We start from the raw sequence: 22,549 nt of genomic DNA on the forward strand, positions 1-22,549 counted from the left end.
TCCTTACTCCTTTCTATTGTTTCGTTACAGGTGCAAATTTTGCTAATAAACGTTTAATACCAATCGGGCTTGGGAATGCAATATCTAATTCTTTTGCATCACCTTCACCTTTCACACTTACAACTGTACCAACTCCCCATTTTTGATGGGATGCTTTATCACCTACAGCCCAGCCAATTTGCTCTCCTCCTGTCGTTTTTACAGTTGGACGTACAAATGCAGAGCGAGAACGTGTTGTCATTGTCGTCGCACCAGCCGTTCTTCCTTTTGCACTAAACGTTTCACGCTTTGGCGCTGTTTCATTTAATGATTCTAGTAACTCCGTCGGAATTTCTGAAATAAATCGAGATGCTGCATTCATATTTGTTCTACCAAATAGAGTACGCATTTGGGCATTCGATAAATATAACTCTTCTTCCGCACGAGTGATACCTACATAGGCTAAGCGACGTTCTTCTTGCATTTCATCCTCTTCCATAAGAGAACGAGTATGCGGGAAGACACCTTCCTCTAAACCAATAATAAAGACAACTGGGAATTCCAGTCCTTTTGCCGAGTGCATCGTCATTAAAATAACTTCCTCACCCGCAGTTGGATCTTCGTCCACACGATCAATATCCGCAACAAGCGCTAAATCTGTTAAGAAAGCAACAAGACTCTTATCTTCACTTTGTGATTCAAATGTTTGCGTAACAGATAAGAACTCATCTAAGTTTTCAAGACGACCTTCCGCTTCTAAAGAACGTTCATTCTTTAACATATCGCGATAACCTGTTTTCTCAATAACTTCTTCTACCAATTCCGTAACAGATAGGTATTCTTGCATGTTTACCCAGTTGTGTAATTGACTTGCAAATTCTTTTACTGCTTTTGTAATTTTTGCACTTACCCCAACATGCTCAATCTCATCCATTACAGCTGTTAATGAAATACCATTTTGCACACCGTAGTTAATGATTTTATCGATAGACGTGGCACCGATCCCTCGTTTCGGCATGTTAATAATACGTGCGAAGCTAATCTCATCATCTGGATTTGCAATTAAACGTAAGTAAGCCAAAATATCTTTAATCTCTTTACGATCATAGAACTTAATGCCGCCGACAATTTTATATGGAATGTTGGATTTTAAGAAAATCTCCTCGACCATACGAGACTGCGCGTTAGTACGATACAGAACCGCAAAGTCTGTATATTTTCGATTCCCCATTTGAATTTCGTCGCGAATTTTTTTCGCAACAAAATATGCTTCATCCTTCTCCGTTGCAGCACGGTAATACGAAATCTTACTTCCAATTTGATTATCCGTCCATAATTTTTTTGGTTTACGATTTGAATTATTTTCAATTACAGCGTTAGCTGCATTTAAAATATTTTGTGATGAACGGTAATTTTGTTCTAACAAGATAACCTGTGCATTCTCATAGTCTTTTTCAAATGACAAAATGTTAGAAATATCTGCCCCGCGCCAACGATAAATTGATTGGTCAGAATCACCAACAACGCAAAGGTTTTTAAAGCGAGCAGCTAATTTATTCACAAGAATGTATTGCGCTCTGTTCGTATCTTGATACTCATCAACATGAATATACTGGAATTTACGCTGATAGAATTCCAATACTTCTGGAATACGATCAAATAATTGAATCGTGGTCATAATTAAATCATCAAAGTCTAATGAGTTATTTTTCAGAAGACGCTTTTGATACTCTGTATATACATCACTTGTTAATTTCTCAAATGGATCAGCAATTGAAATTTGCTTTGCATATTTGTCAGCTGATAACAATTCATTTTTCGCATTACTGATGCCACCTAAAATAGAACGTGGATCAAATTTTTTCGGATCAATATTTCGCTCTTTCATGATTTTTTTAACGACAGTAAGTTGATCACTTGCATCTAAAATCGTAAAGTTTCGATTAATCCCAATACGGTCGATATCACGTCGTAAAATACGTACACACATCGAGTGGAACGTAGAAATCCAAATATCCTCTGCTTCCGGACCAACAAGCGTATCGATACGCTCACGCATTTCACGAGCTGCTTTATTTGTAAAAGTAATTGCTAATACATTCCACGGTGCTACACCTTTTTCACCAAGTAAATATGCGATGCGATGTGTTAGCACACGCGTCTTACCACTACCTGCCCCCGCCATTAATAGAAGTGGTCCGTTTGTTGTTTGCACTGCCTTTTGCTGCTCTGGGTTTAAACCATTTAATAATTTATCAGTTATACTCATATGTGCCTTCACCTACTCTCCTTTTACAGCTTTTACTGTTTGTAACGCTGCTTTTATATCATCATAAATTACATTTCCTACAACGACTGTATCAGCGTACTGCGCCATTTCTTTTGCCTCTTTCGCACTTGAAATTCCGCCGCCGTAATATAGCTGTGCTTGTTGTAATTCTGCTTTTACATTTTTAACAAGTTCAATATCTCCGTAAGTACCACTATATTCTAAATAGAAAATTGGCAAGTTCAGAAGCTTGTCTGCCATACGTGCATATGCAATTACATCATCTTCTGTTAAATCACATTTCGCTTCTGTAAGCTGAGCTACCTTCGCTTCTGAATTTAAAACACAATATCCTTCCATGAAAATTTCATCCCAGTTCATAATATCCCCAAATTCTTTCAATGCCTCATGGTGAATCCCCGTTACCCATTCTACTTTTCGGCTATTTAAAACACTTGGAATGTAATAAAAATCAAATCCTGGTGTAAGTGCTTCAATGTCAGAAACCTCTAATACACAAGGAACTGCATATCTACGAATGCTTACTAGCATATGTAATACATTATCTATCGTTACTCCATCACTTCCGCCTACAATTACTGCATCCGTTCCAGATTCACAAATCATTTCTAAATGTTCATTACTTAATTCTTTATTAGGATCAAGCTTAAATACATGTTTCCATCCGGAAATATCGTACATGAAAACACCCTTTCTCTTATCTAATCACCTTTATGTGCTTGTTCAAAAAGGAGGATCAAGAGAGCCGAGCAGTTCGAGGCGCAGCAGCCAGGAGAATACGGAGTGTAGCTGACACTACATGAGTACCGGACTGGCGATGCAACGAAGAAATGCGACAGCTATCTTGACCGGACTTTTTGAACTTCCTTTTATGCATTCTTACATTATAACAAAAAAAGACACCTATACACACTTACAATCCAACATCTTTTTCACCGTCAAATGTTGGATTACATATCGTCAAACTTACGCGGAATAATAACAATTGAAATAGTATCTTCTATTTCTAAGCTGATGAAGAAGGAGTGTTTTCTTTGATGAAGCAAAACATCGGCATAATGAATGCTCTAATTCGAATTACACTCGGTTTGGTCGTACTAAGTTGTAGCACAGCTAAACTCACACGTAAACCATGGTGTACTTGGTCAAAGGTTTTGCTATGGCTTGGTGCAATGAGAATTGCAGAGGGAATCTTGCGTTTCTGTCCTATTACTGAAGCATGTAAATTTGGAAAATATATAAACATGAGTGCCTTTAAAATACCTAGCATGGATTTAAATAAAAAAGGACATGCTAAACAAGAAGAAGCAAGTCACACTTCCAGTCCTGACCTCCAAAAGTCAAAAGGAAGTTACGATGCTTCTGACAAAGAGATTGAGTCAGCGATTGAAGAAGCAATCCTGACGAAACCGCTTTGAATCATTTGTCAAGATGCAAGATGCTCTCAAAGGGACTTAGCTGCTGCAGTGGGCGGCTAAGTCTTCTTTATTTTACCACAAAACAGAACTAACGTTCCCTTTTGTTTTGTTTTTTCTTAAAGATTCGCATAAAAAAAGAGTGCATTTTTCACCCTTTATTTCCCTTGCGTTTGAATAAATTCTTTCTCTTGCTCTAGATCTGTTAATTTGTAGGCTTTACCAGTGTTACCACCTTGTATTTCCCAAAGAAAATTATGATCCTCAACTGCTTGAGAAAAATCACCTTTCTCCCATCCATTTTCCTCGTTTCTCTCTGACTCTTGAGTTAAGCAGCTTACTGTCCTTAAATAGTAGGATAAATCGCATTTTCAAGATGAGAGAGCAATTCGGTGCCCTCAAATGAAGAAACCTGTTGTTTCTCAAACAAGATGAATTCTTATAAGTAACTGTAGCTATATATTAATTTGAAATGTATCTAGCCGCACACCTAAAAAACCAATTCCTCCCACTCTTCTTAAGAATACTTTTATTTTTTTTCAGAAAATTAGGTTTTCCTCCCTTGCATTTAATGATATAAAAGTGATATCATTTTTATATCAGAAGGAGGCGATTAGTATGAGAGAAAAACAAGTATTTTACGTAAATGGTTTTCTAGGTATTATTGGTCTTTTAGTCTTAGCTGGTATCGGTGTATTTTGCCTCGTACAAGAAATATTTGTAGTAGCTGCACTTTGTCTAGTTTTAGCTGCGATTCTTGCCACCGGCATTGGAATTGTCCAACCGAATCAAGCAAAAGTGATTACGTTTTTTGGTAACTATTTAGGAACAATCCGTCAAAATGGATTATTTTTAACAATTCCATTCGCATTTCGTCAAACTGTTTCCCTTCGCGTTGAAAACTTTAATAGTAAAAAACTAAAGGTAAATGATGTCGATGGGAACCCGATTGAAATTGCAGCTGTCGTTGTTTATAAAGTCGTTGATTCTGCAAAAGCAATTTTCGGCGTTGAACATTACGATGAATTCGTAGAAATTCAAAGCGAAACAGCAATTCGCCACGTCGCAACGAAATATCCGTATGATAATTTCCAAGATGAAAATTGTATAACACTACGCGGAAATTCCGAAGAAATCTCTGAAGAATTAAAACGCGAATTAGAAGCACGTTTAGAAATTGCTGGTGTAGAAGTATTAGAAACTCGCCTAACGCATTTAGCTTACGCAACAGAAATTGCTCATGCAATGCTTCAACGTCAACAAGCAAAAGCAGTATTAGCTGCGCGCAAAGAGATTGTTGAAGGCGCTGTTCAAATGGCTAAAGATTCAATTCAAAAATTAGATGAAGAAGGCATACTTGATTTAGATGACGAGCGTAAAGCAAACATGGTTAACAACTTATTAGTTGCCATCGTTTCAGACAAAGGAGCACAACCGGTTATTAATACAGGAAGTCTATATTAAAGGTTGTAGGTATTATGGCTAAAAAGAAAAGTTTTCCATTACGTATTGATCCTGAATTACACGCAGTCATCGAAAAATGGGCAAATGATGAATTTCGTAGCGTTAACGCTCACATCGAGTATTTACTTCGGGAAATAGCTAAGCAAAAAGGAAGGCTCAAAAAAGAGAAAGATTCCTAAATTTCAAAAGACCGCTGAGATTTTAGCGGTCTTTTTCCATTACTTATGAATATTTTCGTTTCTCACTTTTCCTCGTGTAAATTAATTCATCAATAAACTTACATAATGCTGCTGTTTTCACACTATCTTTCCGATAAATAAAGTACGTTGGAATAAATCTATTTTCATTTAATAACGGTGTACGAACGAGCTCTTGATGAGAATCGAACTGCTCTGCTACCTCCCATGGAAGCATGGATACCCCAAGCCCAGCCTTTACACAGCCAATAATACCATCCAAAGAATTTAACTCCATTACTTTCCTTGGAACAATCCCTTCCGACAATAACCATTCTTCCAATACCTTTCTATAAAAACAACCAGATTGGAAAACGATAAACGACTGCTCTTCCATATATTTATGATTCATTAAAAGCCTTCTCTTTGACAGTAACATCATTTCCTCTTGAAATACTTCTATCTTTTCTAACGCTGAATCTTCAATGGTATTCGCTACAAATGCTCCCTCTAGCTCCTGTAAAAGTATTTTTTTCGTTAATTCTTCCGTTCTGTTCGTTTGAAGCCCAATCTCAACTTCTGGATATTTTGTATGATAATTAGAAAGAATACTTGGCAACCTAACTGCAGCTGCCGTTTCCATCGCTCCAATTTTCAAAATCCCCTCTGGTACATTTTTATAGGTAATTTCTCTTTTTGACTCATTCAATAATTGAATCATTTTTTCAGTATATCTCAATAATGTTTCCCCTGTTGGCGTTAGTGTGACCCCATTGCGGTGCCGATAAAATAACTGTGTCTCATACTCCGCTTCTAATCTTTTTATTTTTGCTGTTATATTCGATTGGACAAAATTAAGACGAACTGCTGCTTTTGAAATACTTTTCTCTTGCGCTACCATATAAAAAGCTACAAAATCTTGTAAATTCATTTTTCTCGTCCTTTCATTCATATCATTATTTTTGATATTACATATAAAAAAACAGCATTTTACGCGCTGTACATATTCTCCTATCATATGTATTAGAAGCTGTTTCAAGAAGGGTGGATTATATGAACGAAACAAAAACATGGAAAATGATTCTATCTGGCATATTTTCTTTAGTCGCTGTCATGGGAATTAGTCGCTTCGCCTACACGCCCATTATTTCTTTTATGGAAAAGCAAGCTCATGTAGAGGAAGACCTCGCTGGATATTTAGCCTCTAGTAACTATCTCGGCTATTTACTTGGCGCCTTCTTTATTGGATTCATTACGTTAAAAAATCGTGAAAAAGTGTTACATTATTGTTTACTCCTTAATGTCCTTTCGACCCTTTGTATGGGCTTTACCTCTCAAGTTTTCTTTTGGTTTCCTCTTCGGTTTATTGGAGGTTTTACAAGTGCTATCGTATTCGTTCTTGCTTCCAGTATTGTTTTAGATTATTTATTTCATCGGAATAAGCTTGTACTAAGCGGGATGATTTATAGTGGTGTTGGAATTGGAATTATTTTTGCTGGATTATTTGCCCCTCTATTCAACTCACTTTGGTATTGGAAGGGGGCTTGGATTGGATTAGGTCTTATTAGCTTTAGTTTAACTATTTTTGTATGGAAATGGTTAAGAGAGGATACTAGACATATTGCGCAAAAATCAAAAGTTACTGCAATAGATACCACTCATAGAAAAAACTATTTATTTTGGCTCATTTTAGCTTATGGGTTTGAAGGATTTGGATATATCATTACCGGAACCTTTCTTGTCACCATTGTAGAGAGGATTACCCTCTCATCCTTTTATGCCTCTTGTAGCTGGATTATTGTTGGTATCGCCGTTATTCCGTCTAGCTATATTTGGTCAAACATTGCTCAAAGGTACGGGACAACACGCGCCCTCATTTCTGCCTACCTTTTGCAAATTATAAGCGTACTTTCTCCACTCCTAATCCCAAACGTTATTGGAGCATTTTTAAGCGCCTTTCTTCTCGGAGCTACCTTTGTAGGAATCACTATTTTAACGACTACAGAGGCAAAAAGAATCAAACCAAATGAAAGCAATAAAATTATCGGTTACACCACCGGTATTTATGGTATCGGCCAAATTATTGGCCCAATCTTTACAGGCATTATCGCAAAACAAACTCAAAGCTTTTCTTTTCCACTCATTGGTGCTGCGCTTACATTAATTATTTCAATTTTATTGTTATTAATTGGTGAACTAACCATAAAGAAGGAAAATGTTCATCCATTCACTGCTAACAAAAAAGTGAAAGAAAAACTTTGAGGAACTAGAAACTTCTGATTTAACTCCATCTAAATAAAAATGCTATTATTCTTGTCTTATATAATTTCTGAAATAGATTAACCTTTTCTTCAATTCTACTATAAAAAATAGTAGCACAGACTGTATCTTTGGTCTGTGCTACTAATCTTAATATATTTTGCTATTTTATGCATCGCAATTATTTATTGCTAGACATTTTCTCTATTGATTTTGAATTTGCAAATAATGCTTCCTTTAATAAACACCGGACAAGTAAAAGTAATATTCAAATCGATTAAGTATATGAATGGGGTTGCTTACTAATTTTGCAGAATTATATAAAATACGAATCTAAAGTAAAGTTTACTTTCGCTTTAGATCCGTATTTCGTCGGCTTAATTAGTTCGTAGTAAGAAACTTACTAGATTATCAACGTTATTGTTAAACAGAACTATATAAATCCAAATCAAAAAGCAGCATAAACCTTTTCTTTTTAGAAGGGAGAGAGCATCCGCTCATGGTATAGTAGCAACTTATATGTCGAAAAATCAAAATGGATATATGTTATAAAAAAACGAAATAAGACAAAAAAAGCTAACATAAAACATGTTAGCTTCTAGCAATCTACTTTTTCAATTGCGCGGTATCCTATATCACTTCGATAAAATAAACCATCGCTCTCAATTTTTTCTATCTCTTTATATACTTTATCCTTCGCTTCTTGTAAGTCTTTTGCTTTACAAGCAACAAATAGTACGCGACCACCGTTCGTTACAAAATCTCCATGTTTCATGGCTGTACCTGCGTGAAAGACAATTACACCTTCTAATGTATCTAATCCACGAATCACAGCACCTTTTTCATATGCTTCTGGATATCCTTTTGAAGCAAGTACTACACCAATAACCGCTTCTTCGGACCATTTAAGAGTTAGCTCTTTCCCATCTAATACATCATTACATACGTCGACTAAATCACTCTCTAAACGAGGTAATACAACTTCTGTTTCTGGATCACCAAAACGCGCATTAAATTCAATTACTTTCGGTCCTTCACTTGTTAAAATAAGACCTGCATATAAAATGCCTGTAAATGAACGTCCTTCTTTGATCATCGCCTGAGCGGTTGGATGTAAAACAGTTTCAATCGCTACTTCAACCGCTGATTCTGGAATTTGTGGTACTGGAGAATATGCCCCCATTCCTCCTGTATTCGGTCCTTTATCACCATCAAAAGCACGTTTATGATCTTGTGCAATTACCATTGGATATACAGTTGTTCCATTTACAAATGCCATTAAAGAAAATTCTTGTCCATCTAAAAACTCTTCAATAACAACCTTTTTACTTGCTTCCCCAAACTTTACATCTTGTAGCATTTCCTTTACAGCTTGCAATGCCTCTTCTAACGTCATTGCTACTGTTACACCTTTTCCAGCCGCTAAACCGTCCGCTTTAATAACAATTGGTGCACCAACTTTTTGAATATACGCTACTGCTTCCTCATAGTTCGTGAACGTTTCATATGCTGCCGTTGGAATGTCGTACTTTTCCATCAATTCTTTTGTAAAAGCTTTACTTCCTTCAATCACAGCAGCTGCTTTATTCGGACCAAAAACGCGAAGTCCCTCTGCTTCAAAACGATCAACAATTCCATTCATAAGCGGAATTTCTGGACCAACGAATGTTAAACCTATATCGTTCTCTTTCGCAAACAAAACAAGTGCGTCAAAATCATTTTCGTCAATAGCAACTGGTGTTGCCACATCTCTCATACCTTCATTTCCCGGTGCTACATATACCTTTTCCACTTGCTCAGACTGTGCAAACTTCCAAGCTAAAGCATGCTCGCGCCCACCGCGGCCGATTACTAAAACATTCATATCTCATCCTCCATTATTCAAATAAGTACAAACTAGGAGCAATGCCCCTAGTTTGTTTCTATTCGTTCATGTTCAAAAAGAAGATTATCTTGACCGGACTTTTTGAACTTCCTCTAACAATATAAGTTTAAAAAGGAGGACCAAGAGAACCGAGCAGTTCAAGGCGCTGTAGCCAGGAGGATACGGAGTGTAGCTTGTACTACATGAGTACCGGACTGGCAAAGCAACGAAGAAATGCGAAGGTTATCTTGACTGGACTTTTTAAACCTCAACAATAAGAGTTTAAAAAGGAGGATCAAGAGAACCGAGCAGTTCAAGGCGCTGTAGCCAGGAGGATACGGAGTGTAGCTTGTACTACATGAGTACCGGACTGGCAAAGCAACGAAGAAATGCGAAGGTTATCTTGACCGGACTTTTTAAACCTCCTCTATTAATGTTTGAAATGACGTACGCCAGTGAACACCATAGCAATGCCATACTCATCTGCTTTTTTAATAGAATCTTCATCACGGATAGATCCGCCTGGTTGAATGATTGCTGTAATACCTGCTTTAGCAGCTTCTTCTACTGTATCTGGCATTGGGAAATATGCATCAGATGCAAGTGCACTGCCTTGTGCTTTCTCACCAGCTTGTGTAATTGCAATTTTCGCAGAGCCAACACGGTTCATTTGTCCAGCGCCAACGCCGATTGTCATGTTATCTTTGGCTAAAACAATTGCATTTGATTTTACGTGTTTTACAACTTTCCAAGCTAATTTTAAATCATTCCATTCTTGCTCTGTTGGTTCGCGTTTCGTTGGAATTGTGATTGTTGCGTCTTCTAACGCTAATGTATCCTCTTCTTGTACAAGTAAACCACCTTGAATAGAAGTTAATTTCTTACTAGCTGTTGCAACTTTAGCAATATCAACAGTTAACAGACGTAAGTTTTTCTTACTTTGCAACACTTCTAAAGCTTCCTGTGAGAAAGAAGGAGCAATAATAATTTCTAAGAAAATCTCATGCAATTTTTCTGCTGTAGCTTTATCAATTTCACGATTGGCTGCAATAATGCCGCCAAAGATTGATACTGGATCCGCTTCATAAGCACGTGTATATGCTTCATGAATATCCGTACCAACACCAACTCCGCATGGATTCATATGTTTTACTGCTACCACTGCTGGCTCTGTAAATTCTTTCACGATGCTAAGCGCCGCATCTGCGTCATTGATGTTGTTATAAGATAACTCTTTTCCGTGTAACTGCTCTGCATATGCAACAGAAGAAGTTGCTGCAAATGGCGCTTTATAGAATGTTGCTTTTTGATGTGGGTTTTCGCCGTAACGTAAGTCTTGTTTTTTCTCAAATGTTACTGTTAATGTTTCTGGGCTTTCTTCTCCCATTTGTTCTGTTAAATAGTTTGAAATTAATGCATCATACGCCGCTGTATGACGGAATACTTTTGCTGCTAATTTACGTTTTGTTTCGTCTGTAACTTCACCGTTTTCTTTTAGCTCAGCTAATACAACATCATAATCTGTTGGATCTACGATAACTGATACAAATTTATGATTTTTCGCAGCTGAACGAATCATTGTTGGACCACCGATATCAATATTTTCAATTGCATCAGCAAACGTTACATCAGGCTTAGCAATTGTTTCTTTAAATGGATATAGATTTACAACAACAAAATCGATTGGCTGAATACCTAATTCATTCATCTGCGCTACATGCGTTTCATTATCACGTACTGCAAGTAAACCACCATGAATATTTGGATGTAATGTTTTCACACGACCATCCATAATTTCTGGGAAACCTGTTACTTCAGAAATACCGATTACTTGTAAACCATTTTCCTCTAATAATTTCTTCGTTCCACCTGTTGAAATAACTTCAATCCCTTGATCAAGTAATCCTTTGACAAATTCTACAACGCCTGTTTTATTTGAAACACTTACTAATGCACGCTTTTTCATTTATCCTTCACCCCTAGTTGAATGTTATTTAACAGTTGGCTCTTTCTTAGCTTGAACAACTTTGTTCACCGTATCTACGTACAATCTATGTTCAACTTGCTGAATTTTCTTTTGTAAACTTTCTCTCGTATCCGTTTCAGAAACTGTTACTGCTTCTTGTGCGATAATTGGTCCTGTATCCATCCCTGCATCCACATAATGAATGGTCACACCAGTTACTTTCACACCCGCTTCTAATGCTTGACCGACAGCGTCTTTCCCTGGAAAACTCGGTAATAATGACGGATGAATATTTATGATTTTACCGCCATATGCTTCCAGTAATGTAGGACCAATCAAACGCATATATCCTGCTAAAATAACACAATCAATCTCGTATTCTCGCAGTTTTTTTAATATCTCATTTTCAAATGCTTCTTTTGATTCATATTCTTTCGCTGAAAAAGCAAAGCATGGAACATGATGATAATGCGCCCGTCCGAGCACACGTGCTTCAGGTTGATCGCTTACTAGCAAACTAATTTCAGCATGTAATCTTTTTTCTTCCACTGCATTAATTAGTGCTTGGAAGTTAGACCCGCTTCCAGAGGCAAAGACTGCCAATCTGCTCATAGTTCTGTGCCTCCATTAAAAGTAACACCTGCTCCTTTTACAGTACGTCCAATAATATGCGCTTTTTCTCCTTGTTCTGAAAGAAGCTCGATAACAGCTTTTGCATCTTCTTCTTTTACTGCAACTACCATACCAATACCCATGTTAAAAATATTGAACATTTCTTTTTCTTCTAGTTTTCCAACCTCTTGAAGTAAGCTAAAAATCGGTTGAATTTGCCAAGAACCTAGTTCAATTTCTGCACCAATTCCTTCCGGCAACATACGTGGAATATTTTCAATAAAGCCGCCACCTGTAATATGTGCCATGCCATACACTTCATACTTTTTCAATAGTTCTAAAATAGGTTTGACATAAATTTTTGTTGGTTTTAATAGTTCTTCACCAAGAGGTAGTTCTAAGCGACCATGTATACGATCTAAAGATAGCTGTCCGTCTTCTAACAACACTTTTCGTACTAAAGAATATCCGTTACTATGAATACCACTAGATGCTAAACCAATTAATACATGACCAGCTTCAATAGACTGACCTGTTACAATTTTCTTTTTATCAACAATTCCAACAGTAAAACCAGCTAAGTCATACTCTTCAGTGGAATACATACCTGGCATCTCAGCTGTCTCTCCGCCAATTAGTGCACACCCCGCTTGGCGACAACCTTCTGATATACCTTTGACGATGTTTTCAATTTTACTAGGTTCTGCTTTACCACAAGCAATGTAATCAAGGAAGAAAAGCGGTTCTGCCCCTTGGACAACAATATCATTTACACACATTGCCACTGCATCAATACCAATCGTGTCATGTTTATCCATCATGAAAGCGAGCATCAATTTTGTACCCACGCCGTCTGTTCCAGATACTAATACGGGTTCTTCTAATGCAAATTTTGATAGATCGAACATGCCCCCAAAACCGCCTAGACCGCCTAGCACTTCTTTTCTCATTGTTGTTTGTACGTGTTTTTTCATACGAGATACCGCTTCATATCCAGCTTCAATATCTACTCCTGCTTGCTTATATGCATTCGCCATCGTTTTTTACACCTCGTCTTTTAATTTCTCCCACCCGAGCGGGCACTCTCTCTATAGAGTATGTTTTAGGAAAAAGCTAGCTTCTACTTAAAATGAAGTAGAAGCTTCTCGCTTTTTTACTTCATACTTTCTAAAAGCTCTTGCTCATAATCATAAAGAGCTGTTGGATAATCTCCATTAAAGTAAGCCATACATAAGCCGCCGTATTTCCCTTCATATGGGCGTCCAATTGCATCTACTAGGCCATCTTCACTTAAAAATGTTAAAGAATCTGCACCGATGATTTGACGTATTTCTTCTACAGAGTTGTTTGCTGCGATTAATTCTTTTCTTGTTTGAATATCAATTCCATAGAAACAAGGATACTTAAGTGGTGGAGAAGCAATTCTCACATGCACTTCTGTCGCCCCTGCTTCACGGAGCATACGAACAATTCGTTTACTTGTTGTTCCTCGTACAATTGAATCATCAATCATAACAACACGTTTTCCTTCGACTACTCCTCGTACTGCTGAAAGCTTCATTTTTACCCCTTGCTCACGCAATTCTTGAGAAGGTTGAATAAAAGTACGTCCGACATAACGATTTTTAATTAATCCTAATTCATATGGAATTCCAGTTGCTTCTGCATAACCAATTGCTGCGGAAATACTAGAGTCTGGAACACCTGTTACAACATCTGCTTCAATAGGAGCTTCCATCGCTAAACGTTTCCCCATGTTTTTACGTGCTGCATGAACATTGATGCCAGCAATATTGGAATCTGGACGTGCAAAGTAAATGTATTCCATACTGCAAATTGCATGATCTACTTCGTTTGTAAAACGATCTACTTGAATCCCTTCATCATTAATGATAAGAAGTTCTCCAGGTTCTACATCACGAATGTATGTTGCACCAACTACATCAAAAGCACATGTTTCAGATGCGACAACGTATGCATCTCCCATTTTCCCGATTGAAAGTGGGCGGAATCCATTCGGATCTAGCGCAACAATCATTTCGTTACCTGTTAATAATAGGTAAGCAAATGCACCTTTTACTTTGTTTAATGCATCTTTCACACTCTCAATTAGTGAACCTTTTGTATTACGTTTAATTAAATGAAGTAGTACTTCTGTATCCGAACTCGTTTGGAAAATACTTCCTTCCGCTTCTAATTCACGGCGAAGCATTTTTGCGTTAATTAAATTCCCGTTATGAGCTAATGCCATACTATGATCAGAAAAACGGAATAGTAGTGGTTGAACATTTGCCACTTCACTTCCGCCAGCTGTTGCATAGCGTACGTGACCAATTGCTGATTTTCCGTTTAAGCCTTCTAGCTCACCTCTTGAAAACACTTCTGATACTAAACCTAACCCCTTATGGCCAACAATTTTCTCCCCGTTATTTACGACAATGCCTGCGCCTTCTTGCCCACGATGCTGTAAACTATGCAATCCGTAGTACGTAACTTGTGCTGCATTTTCATGCCCCCAAATTCCGAAAACGCCACATTCTTCATTTAACCCCTTTATTTCAGCAAGCATGGGATTGCCCCTTTCCAAACCCTTCTCATTTCGTCAACATTTGCTGTAAGTAATACTTCATTTTCTTCATTATAAATTGTTACTTCATTTGTATTTGTGACTTCCCCAACTTGAATTGCTCCTACTACTTTCTCAAACGCTTCTTGCTGTTCACGTTTTACCGTTACAACAAAACGAGATTGTGATTCTGCGAATAATGCCGCCGTTGCTTCTCCATCTAATTTCACAGTAGCACCTAGGCCTTTAGCTCCAATTGCACTTTCAGCAATAGCAACCGCTAAACCACCTTCTGCAACGTCATGTGCAGATTGAACAAGTCCCGCTTGAATTGCTTCTAGTAATTGTTTTTGACGTTTTGATTCTACTTCTAAATCGATACTTGGTGATTGACCGAAGATTTTGCCGTATACCATCTTCTGCAGTTCACTTCCACCAAATTCAGCTTTTGTTTCGCCAATTACATAAACTAGATCTCCGGCTTGTTTAAACTCTTGTGTTGTTACATGTTTTAAGTCATGAACAAGACCGACCATACCAACAGTTGGTGTTGGATATACAGCTTCACCACTACGTTCGTTGTACATCGATACGTTTCCACCAATAACTGGAGTCTGTAGTGTACGACAAGCTTCACTCATACCATCTACTGATTTCTCAATTTGCCAGAAAATCTCTGGTTTTTCCGGGTTACCGAAGTTCAAGCAATCTGTGATTGCAAGTGGCTCTCCACCAGAGCATACAATGTTACGAGCTGCTTCTGCTACTGCAATTTTACCGCCCATTTCAGGATCTAAGTAAATGTAGCGAGAGTTACAATCTGTTGTCATTGCTAATGCTTTTTCTGTGCCACGCACACGTACAACTGCCGCGTCTGATCCTGGTGTAACAACTGTACTTGTACGTACTTGATAATCATATTGATCATATACCCACTCTTTACTTGCAATCGTTGGTTGTTGTAATAGAGCTAGTAACGTTTCTTTATAATTATCTACTTTCGGTGTTTCCATCTTCATTTCTTGGAACTCTTTAAAATAAGCTGCCTCTTTTGAAGGCTTATGATAAATTGGTGCTTCTTCTGCTAATGCATCCGCTGGCACTTCTGCTACCATTTCACCTTTATGGAATAATCGAAGCATTTTATCTTCAGTTACTTTCCCCATCGTAACTGCTGCTAAGCCGTACTTTTCAAATAAATCTACAATTTCTTGCTCTCTACCTTTTTTCACAACAATTAACATACGTTCTTGTGATTCAGATAGCATCATTTCATATGGTGTCATACCTGTTTCACGCTGTGGTACATCATCTAAATACATTTCAATACCCATTCCTGCTTTACTTGCCATTTCCGCAGAAGATGATGTTAAGCCCGCAGCTCCCATATCTTGAATTCCAACAAGAGCATCAGATTGAATAAGCTCTAAGCATGCTTCGATAAGAAGCTTCTCCATAAATGGATCGCCTACTTGTACTGCTGGACGTTTTGCTTCCGAACTCTCAGATAGTTCTTCCGATGCGAAAGTTGCACCGTGAATACCATCGCGTCCTGTTGAAGCCCCTACATACATTACTGTATTACCAGCACCGTGCGCTTGCCCTTTTTTAATATCTTCGTGATTAATTAGACCAACGCACATTGCATTTACAAGTGGGTTTCCTTCATAACATGGATCAAATTGTACTTCTCCGCCCACAGTTGGAATACCGATGCAGTTACCGTATCCTGCAATCCCTGCAACTACTTCTTCAAATAAGTATTTCACGCGTGGTGATTGTAATTCACCGAAGCGAAGAGAGTTTAATAGAGCAACTGGACGTGCTCCCATAGAGAATACATCGCGAATAATACCGCCAACACCCGTTGCCGCACCTTGATATGGCTCAATTGCTGAAGGGTGGTTATGACTTTCCATTTTAAATACAACAGCTTGATTATCACCAATATCTACAATTCCTGCACCTTCACCAGGTCCTTGTAGTACGCGTTCTCCTGTTGTTGGGAACTTACGAAGAACTGGTTTTGAGTTTTTATAACTACAATGCTCTGACCACATAACAGAAAATAGTCCTGTTTCTGTGTAGTTCGGCAAACGTCCTAAAATCTTTTCAACCATGGCAAACTCTTCGTCTGTTAGCCCCATTTCCGCATATATACGTTCTTCTTTAATTTGTGTTGGATTTGGTTCAAGCATTAACGACATATGTTTCCCTCCAATGTTTCAAAATAGATTGAAAGACTTTTAAACCTTCAGCGCCGCCAAGAAGTTCACTCACAGCACGCTCTGGATGTGGCATCATGCCAAGTACATTTCCTTTTTCATTTACAATACCAGCAATATCTGAAACACTTCCGTTTGGATTTTCTACGTAGCGGAAGGCAATTTGATTGTTTTCTTCTAATTCTTTAAGAGTTGCTTCATCGCAGTAGTAATTCCCTTCACCATGTGCGATTGGAATATTTATTACTGCATCTTTTTCATATTGCGATGTAAACATCGTTTCGTTATTTTCAACACGTAACTGAACAGTACGGCACATAAACTTTAAGTTTTTATTTCGCATTAATGCACCTGGTAACAATCCTGATTCAACTAAAATTTGGAATCCATTACATACGCCTAAAATTGGTTTTCCTTGCTCAGCTGCTTTTTGCACAGCCTTCATTGCATTTGCGAAGCGAGAAATGGCACCGCAGCGAAGATAATCGCCGTAAGAGAATCCTCCTGGTAAAAGAATCGCATCATATTCATCTAAATTCTCTGCATCATGCCAAACGTAGTCTACCTCTTCGCCAAGCTCATCTTTAATTGCATGAAACATATCAACATCACAGTTCGAACCTGGAAAAACGATTACGGCAAATTTCACTGTGCGACAACCTCCTCAACTTCATAACGGAAATCTTCCATTACAACGTTTGCTAATAGTTTTTCACACATTTCTTTTACCTTGCTATCCAGATCAGTTACTGATTTATCAATTGTTAACTCCATATATTTACCGATACGAACATCCTGTACTTCTGTAAAGGAAAGACTATGCAGAGCACCTTTCACTGCTGTTCCTTGTGGATCTAATACGCTCTCTCTTAATGTTACATATACCTTAACTTTATACATGTGAAGCTCCCCCTAAACGTTTTAAAATTTCTTCATATGCCTCTGTTAAATTACCAAGATCACGGCGGAATACATCTTTATCAAATTTCTCATTGCTCTCTTCATCCCATAAACGGCAAGTATCTGGTGAAATCTCATCCGCTAATACGATTTCGCCTTCTTCTGTTAGCCCAAACTCTAATTTAAAATCTACTAATCTTACACGACAGCTTGCGAAGTGCTCAATCAATACTTGATTGATTTGTAGAGCTTTTTCTCGTAATGTACTTACTTGCTCTGGCGTTGCAACGTTTAACACACGAATATGATCTTCTGTTACAAGCGGATCTCCTAAATCATCATCTTTGTAGTAAAGTTCTACGATTGGTGATGCAAGTGCAGTTCCTTCTTCCATTCCTAATCGTTTTGAAAGACTTCCTGCAATTACGTTTCTTGTGACAACCTCTAATGGAATAATGCTTACCTTTTTCACAAGTTGTTCTGTGTCTGACAACTTTTCAACAAAATGTGTTTTGATTCCCACTTCTTGTAACTTTCTGAATAAAAGAGTTGTAATCTCATTGTTCAGACGACCTTTTCCTGTAATTGTCGCTTTTTTCTCCCCATTGAAAGCAGTAGCACTATCTTTGTACTCTACCCAAACCATATCTGCTGCTTCTGTACGATAAATTCTTTTTGCCTTACCTTCATACAGCAATTCTAGCTTTTGCATTTCGCAAGCCCCCTGTAGTTTGAAAAATATGAATAGTATATTTATAAAGAATGGCACAGAATGACTCTATTCTGTGCCATATAAAATTTTCAGCTTAGTTTAATCCAAGACGTTCAAAGATTGTATCAACGTGTTGTAAGTGATGCTCATAGTTGAAGCATTCGTTGATTTCTTCTTGTGTTAATTTGCTTGTAATACGCTCATCTGCTTCTACAAGCTCTTTAAATTGTACTTGTGTCTCCCAAGCTTCCATCGCCTTAGGCTGTACGATATCATAAGCTTCTTCACGTACCATACCTTTGTCGATTAGCGTAAGCATTACGCGTTGAGAATAAATTAAGCCGTATGTTCTTTGCATATTGCGTTTCATGTTCTCTGGGAATACCGTTAAGTTTTTCACGATATTACCAAAACGATTTAACATGTAGTTTAATGCGATTGTTGCATCTGGTAAGATAACGCGTTCTGCAGAAGAGTGAGAAATATCACGTTCATGCCATAATGGAACGTTTTCGTAAGCAGTTAGCATGTAACCACGAATTAAGCGTGCCATACCAGTCATATTTTCAGATCCAATTGGATTACGCTTATGTGGCATTGCAGAAGAACCTTTTTGACCTTTCGCAAAGAACTCTTCTACTTCACGAGTTTCACTCTTTTGTAAACCACGAATTTCAACTGCCATCTTCTCGACAGATGTTGCGATTAATGCAAGTGTTGACATGTAATGTGCATGACGATCGCGTTGCAACGTTTGTGTTGAAATTGGTGCTGCTTCTAATCCTAAGTTTTCACAAACATATTTTTCTACGAATGGATTAATGTTCGCGTATGTACCAACTGCACCAGACAATTTACCAACGCGAACTGTATCAGCTGCTTGTTTGAAACGCTCTAAGTTACGTTTCATTTCTTCATACCAAAGACCCAGTTTTAAACCAAATGTAGTTGGTTCTGCATGAACACCGTGTGTTCTTCCCATCATAACTGTGTATTTATGTTCTTTTGCTTTGTTAGCTAAAATAGTAATGAAGTTTTCTAAGTCTTTTAATAGAATTTCATTTGCTTGTTTTAAGATGTAAGATAACGCTGTATCGACTACGTCTGTAGATGTTAAACCGTAGTGAACCCATTTACGTTCTTCACCTAACGCTGGTGTTTCTGATACTGCACGAGTGAAAGCAACTACATCATGGCGTGTTTCTTTTTCAATCTCATAAATACGATCAATATCGAATGATGCATTCTCACGAAGTTTTTTTACATCTTCTTTTGGAATATCACCAAGTTCAGCCCATGCCTCACAAGCTAAAATCTCAACTTCTAACCATGCTTTAAATTTGTTCTCTTCCGTCCAAATCGCACCCATCTCAGGGCGTGTATAACGACTAATCATCTTTTTCCCTCCAAAAGTTGTTCTTGATGGTCCCAAATATGCAAGCTTTGCGCTTTCTTTAAAGCAACTTCAATACTTTCGTTCAAAATATTTACATGCCCCATTTTACGCTGCGCTTTTGCTTCTTCTTTTCCATACAAGTGTAAATAGCACCCGGTTAATCTATTCACTTGTCCTAGGACCCCTTCTATATGTTCGCCTAAAATGTTAACCATGACAACTGGTTTTAACAAATTTGTTTCTCCTAGAGGTAAATTACAGATTGCTCGAATATGTTGCCCAAATTGACTCGTTTCACATGCATCAATTGTATAATGCCCTGAATTGTGAGGTCTTGGTGCCAATTCATTAATATAAATCCCACCATCTGCCGTAGCAAACATCTCTACCGCTAGTGTTCCCACAAGCTGAAGTTCATCCGCCAGCACCTGTGCATATTCAATTCCTTTTTGTGAAAGTGCTTCTGTGATGCGAGCTGGTACGATAGATTCATGTAAGATGTTATTAACGTGAATATTTTCAGCTACTGGAAATACCTTCGTTTCACCACTTACGCTACGAGTTACAATAACTGATATTTCTTTTTCAAATGGCACCCATTTTTCAAGAATACATTCAGCTTGATTTACAAGTTCCATTGCTCTTGCAACATCCGCTTCACTTTTTAAAACAACTTGCCCTTTACCGTCATATCCTCCTGTTGTTGTTTTTAACACACAAGGAAAGGAAAGTTCCGTAATTGCTTCTAAAAGCTCTTCTTGCTTCTGTATAAGTCTATATGGCGCTACTGGTAATCCAGCCTTTACGATTGCATTCTTTTCTGTAAAACGATTTTGCGTTTTATTTAACAACTGGCTGCCTTGTGGTAAATACGCATGTTTTTCAAGCCATTGTAAACATCTATAATCAATATTTTCAAATTCATATGTGATAACATCGCTTATTTCGGCTAAATGCTGAATTGCTTTCAAATCATCATAAGATGCAACAATTTCAATATCAGCAACTTGTGCACATGGTGAATGTTTTACAGGATCTAAAACAGCAATTTTATAACCCATTTCTTTCGCTGCTAGCGCCATCATTCTTCCAAGCTGCCCACCACCAATAATTCCAATTGTTTTTCCTGGTAAAATGATTCTTGTCATATCAACTCACTACCTTCACGCACATTTTTCTCAATTGCTTCTCGTCTCAGTTCTAATGCATCATGTATGTCATCATGAAATGATCCAAGTATTTGTGCTGCAAGTAGTCCTGCGTTTGTTGAACCGGCCTTACCAATTGCAACAGTTGCAACTGGAACTCCTCCGGGCATTTGAACGATAGACAGTAACGAATCTAACCCATTTAACGCTTTTGATTGAACAGGAACACCGATTACAGGAAGATTCGTCTTCGCTGCAACCATCCCTGGTAAATGAGCGGCTCCTCCGGCTCCAGCAATAATAACTTTTAATCCACGTTCACGAGCTGTTTCTGCATATTCAAACATATAATCTGGAGTCCGATGAGCGGATACAACTTTCTTCTCATACGGAATGTGTAATTCATCTAAAATGTCACAAGCATATTTCATTGTTTCCCAGTCTGACGTGCTTCCCATTATGATTCCAACTAGTGATTTCATATTAGAATCCCCCCGATTCAAATAAAAAAAGCCTGAAATAGAACATTTTCTCTTTTACTATGAGAGAAAGCGCTCTACTCAGGCATACGTATCCCTTGTGAATAGAAAATACCGAGTGACTTTCCCTCATAGTCTAACGAATAACGGTCGTTAGGTAGAGACTTGCAGGCCATATCCCCGCGATTATATGAGGTGCGATATAATATTGTTTCTATGGCTATATTAACAACATTTCATAAGTCATGTCAACAAATAATCGAATGTTTTTTTATTAGTTATTGATAACGTTCGTGTTTTAGTTATATTCAAAAGAAGAAGTGAAAATATATGCAAGTAGGAAAGGGAATTAGGGTAGGAGTATAAGATACAATCATATGAAGATCTAGTCGTGTAATCTACAGTGAAACTTCCATCACCAATCGAATTTCATCTTCAGATTTATATTATTTATAACCTTATTAGAAGAAGTAGTAATCAAATTAAGGTTAAAACAATTCCATTTTTTGCATATTCAAGTAAAAATCATAATACTATTACTATAATTTTATAGGTGGATTGATTATGCAGAAACTTATTATATTGTCATATTTATTCTTTTTGATTGCAGTAACAGCTGTAATTATTCAGTCTTCCTTTATAACTTCTCACTTTTTCTATGTTCATTACTTCAAATCTATACTTCTTGTAGAAATAATCAGTCCGATTATTGGAATTATTTTAGGTTTGTTCGGAAAAGCTGGAAAGCCAAAACAAATTGCTATTGTTTTACATAGTCTCTTCTTTATTTGTTTCTCACTTTTAGCATCTCTAAATTTATGGATTATTACATTTGGAAAATAAAAATGCACACAAAAAAACCTAAGTCGAAACGACTTAGGTTTTTGCTTGGCGACGTCCTACTCTCACAGGGACAAGGTCCCAACTACCATCGGCGCTAGAGAGCTTAACTTCCGTGTTCGGTATGGGAACGGGTGTGACCTCTCTGCCATCATCACCAAACTGATGAAGGTATATTCCTTCAAAACTAGATAACATTTGCTACATATTATATGGTTAAGTCCTCGATCTATTAGTATTCGTCAGCTCCACATGTCA

Annotated in this window: 20 protein-coding genes, 1 rRNA gene, 1 pseudogene and 1 riboswitch; of the genes and pseudogenes, 5 read left to right on the forward strand and 17 right to left on the reverse strand. The window is 37.6% G+C overall.

Annotation, left to right across the window (positions count from 1 at the left end; translation table 11 throughout):
- Positions 1-13: 13 nt before the first annotated feature.
- Both pcrA and pcrB read right to left on the reverse strand, forming a co-directional pair.
- Positions 14-2,248, reverse strand: coding sequence for a DNA helicase PcrA (pcrA, locus tag J4P91_RS21495; RefSeq protein ID WP_081584790.1), 2,235 nt, complete (start codon positions 2,246-2,248; stop codon positions 14-16).
- 12 nt (positions 2,249-2,260) lie between these two features.
- Positions 2,261-2,950: a heptaprenylglyceryl phosphate synthase gene (gene pcrB, locus J4P91_RS21500; RefSeq protein ID WP_207995767.1), complete on the reverse strand. Its 690-nt coding sequence runs from the start codon at positions 2,948-2,950 to the stop codon at positions 2,261-2,263.
- Positions 2,951-3,306: 356 nt separating this feature from the next.
- Between pcrB and J4P91_RS21505 the strand changes: the two genes are divergently transcribed.
- Entirely contained in the window at positions 3,307-3,687 is a 381-nt protein-coding gene (locus J4P91_RS21505; RefSeq protein WP_207995778.1) for a YgaP family membrane protein, read from the forward strand.
- A 155-nt stretch (positions 3,688-3,842) separates the two neighbouring features.
- Here the strand turns inward: J4P91_RS21505 and J4P91_RS29045 are convergent.
- Positions 3,843-3,986: pseudogene (locus J4P91_RS29045) on the reverse strand (DUF6241 domain-containing protein); the annotation flags it as partial.
- A 316-nt stretch (positions 3,987-4,302) separates the two neighbouring features.
- On the opposite strand from J4P91_RS29045, the gene J4P91_RS21510 reads away from it, so the two are divergent.
- Positions 4,303-5,148, forward strand: coding sequence for an SPFH domain-containing protein (locus J4P91_RS21510; RefSeq protein ID WP_017154211.1), 846 nt, complete (start codon positions 4,303-4,305; stop codon positions 5,146-5,148).
- 14 nt (positions 5,149-5,162) lie between these two features.
- On the forward strand, positions 5,163-5,327 hold the full coding sequence (locus J4P91_RS21515; protein WP_207995768.1) for a type II toxin-antitoxin system antitoxin: 165 nt from the start codon (positions 5,163-5,165) through the stop codon (positions 5,325-5,327).
- 43 nt (positions 5,328-5,370) lie between these two features.
- Here J4P91_RS21515 and J4P91_RS21520 read toward each other — a convergent pair whose 3' ends face one another.
- Positions 5,371-6,255, reverse strand: a complete 885-nt coding sequence (locus J4P91_RS21520) for a LysR family transcriptional regulator (protein ID WP_207995769.1) — start codon at positions 6,253-6,255, stop codon at positions 5,371-5,373.
- Between the two features lie 122 nt (positions 6,256-6,377).
- On the opposite strand from J4P91_RS21520, the gene J4P91_RS21525 reads away from it, so the two are divergent.
- A complete protein-coding gene (locus J4P91_RS21525; RefSeq protein ID WP_017154214.1) occupies positions 6,378-7,586 on the forward strand; it encodes a YbfB/YjiJ family MFS transporter in 1,209 nt (402 codons plus the stop codon).
- A gap of 595 nt (positions 7,587-8,181) precedes the next feature.
- On the opposite strand, the gene purD is transcribed toward J4P91_RS21525, so the two are convergent.
- From purD to purE, 12 genes are all read right to left on the reverse strand, one after another.
- Entirely contained in the window at positions 8,182-9,447 is a 1,266-nt protein-coding gene (purD, locus tag J4P91_RS21530; protein ID WP_207995770.1) for a phosphoribosylamine--glycine ligase, read from the reverse strand.
- 430 nt (positions 9,448-9,877) lie between these two features.
- Positions 9,878-11,413 (reverse strand): bifunctional phosphoribosylaminoimidazolecarboxamide formyltransferase/IMP cyclohydrolase, encoded by a 1,536-nt coding sequence (gene purH, locus J4P91_RS21535; RefSeq protein WP_017154216.1) that lies wholly within the window; start codon positions 11,411-11,413, stop codon positions 9,878-9,880.
- Positions 11,414-11,437: 24 nt separating this feature from the next.
- Positions 11,438-12,025: a phosphoribosylglycinamide formyltransferase gene (gene purN / locus J4P91_RS21540; protein ID WP_017154217.1), complete on the reverse strand. Its 588-nt coding sequence runs from the start codon at positions 12,023-12,025 to the stop codon at positions 11,438-11,440.
- The gene (gene purM / locus J4P91_RS21545) at positions 12,022-13,062 is read right to left on the reverse strand and encodes a phosphoribosylformylglycinamidine cyclo-ligase (protein WP_207995771.1); all 1,041 of its coding nucleotides are present in this window, start codon (positions 13,060-13,062) and stop codon (positions 12,022-12,024) included. The genes purN and purM overlap by 4 nt, the downstream gene beginning before the upstream one ends.
- A 116-nt stretch (positions 13,063-13,178) precedes the next feature.
- The gene (purF, locus tag J4P91_RS21550; protein ID WP_018766468.1) at positions 13,179-14,594 is read right to left on the reverse strand and encodes an amidophosphoribosyltransferase; all 1,416 of its coding nucleotides are present in this window, start codon (positions 14,592-14,594) and stop codon (positions 13,179-13,181) included.
- On the reverse strand, positions 14,579-16,798 hold the full coding sequence (purL, locus tag J4P91_RS21555) for a phosphoribosylformylglycinamidine synthase II (RefSeq protein WP_207995772.1): 2,220 nt from the start codon (positions 16,796-16,798) through the stop codon (positions 14,579-14,581). The genes purF and purL overlap by 16 nt, the downstream gene beginning before the upstream one ends.
- Positions 16,782-17,465 carry a phosphoribosylformylglycinamidine synthase subunit PurQ gene (gene purQ / locus J4P91_RS21560; protein WP_207995773.1) on the reverse strand — a complete coding sequence of 228 codons (684 nt, stop codon included), beginning with the start codon at positions 17,463-17,465 and terminating at the stop codon, positions 16,782-16,784. The genes purL and purQ overlap by 17 nt, the downstream gene beginning before the upstream one ends.
- Positions 17,462-17,716, reverse strand: a complete 255-nt coding sequence (gene purS / locus J4P91_RS21565; RefSeq protein ID WP_000278826.1) for a phosphoribosylformylglycinamidine synthase subunit PurS — start codon at positions 17,714-17,716, stop codon at positions 17,462-17,464. The genes purQ and purS overlap by 4 nt, the downstream gene beginning before the upstream one ends.
- Positions 17,709-18,428: a phosphoribosylaminoimidazolesuccinocarboxamide synthase gene (gene purC, locus J4P91_RS21570; protein ID WP_017154222.1), complete on the reverse strand. Its 720-nt coding sequence runs from the start codon at positions 18,426-18,428 to the stop codon at positions 17,709-17,711. Before purC ends, purS begins: the two co-directional genes overlap by 8 nt.
- Positions 18,429-18,522: 94 nt before the next feature.
- Entirely contained in the window at positions 18,523-19,824 is a 1,302-nt protein-coding gene (purB, locus tag J4P91_RS21575) for an adenylosuccinate lyase (protein ID WP_017154223.1), read from the reverse strand.
- Positions 19,821-20,972 carry a 5-(carboxyamino)imidazole ribonucleotide synthase gene (purK, locus tag J4P91_RS21580; protein ID WP_207995774.1) on the reverse strand — a complete coding sequence of 384 codons (1,152 nt, stop codon included), beginning with the start codon at positions 20,970-20,972 and terminating at the stop codon, positions 19,821-19,823. The genes purB and purK overlap by 4 nt, the downstream gene beginning before the upstream one ends.
- On the reverse strand, positions 20,969-21,454 hold the full coding sequence (purE, locus tag J4P91_RS21585; protein ID WP_207995775.1) for a 5-(carboxyamino)imidazole ribonucleotide mutase: 486 nt from the start codon (positions 21,452-21,454) through the stop codon (positions 20,969-20,971). Before purE ends, purK begins: the two co-directional genes overlap by 4 nt.
- A 109-nt stretch (positions 21,455-21,563) precedes the next feature.
- Positions 21,564-21,665: riboswitch (purine riboswitch) on the reverse strand.
- A 350-nt stretch (positions 21,666-22,015) separates the two neighbouring features.
- Here purE and J4P91_RS21590 point away from each other — a divergent pair.
- Complete coding sequence (locus J4P91_RS21590) at positions 22,016-22,294, forward strand: hypothetical protein (protein WP_207995776.1); 279 nt, start codon at positions 22,016-22,018, stop codon at positions 22,292-22,294.
- A gap of 43 nt (positions 22,295-22,337) precedes the next feature.
- On the opposite strand, the gene rrf is transcribed toward J4P91_RS21590, so the two are convergent.
- Positions 22,338-22,453: ribosomal RNA gene (gene rrf / locus J4P91_RS21595) — 5S ribosomal RNA — on the reverse strand.
- Positions 22,454-22,549 lie beyond the last annotated feature (96 nt).

Origin of the sequence: Bacillus sp. XF8 (assembly GCF_017498755.1) — a bacterium.
Taxonomy (GTDB): Bacteria; Bacillota; Bacilli; order Bacillales; family Bacillaceae_G; genus Bacillus_A; species Bacillus_A bingmayongensis.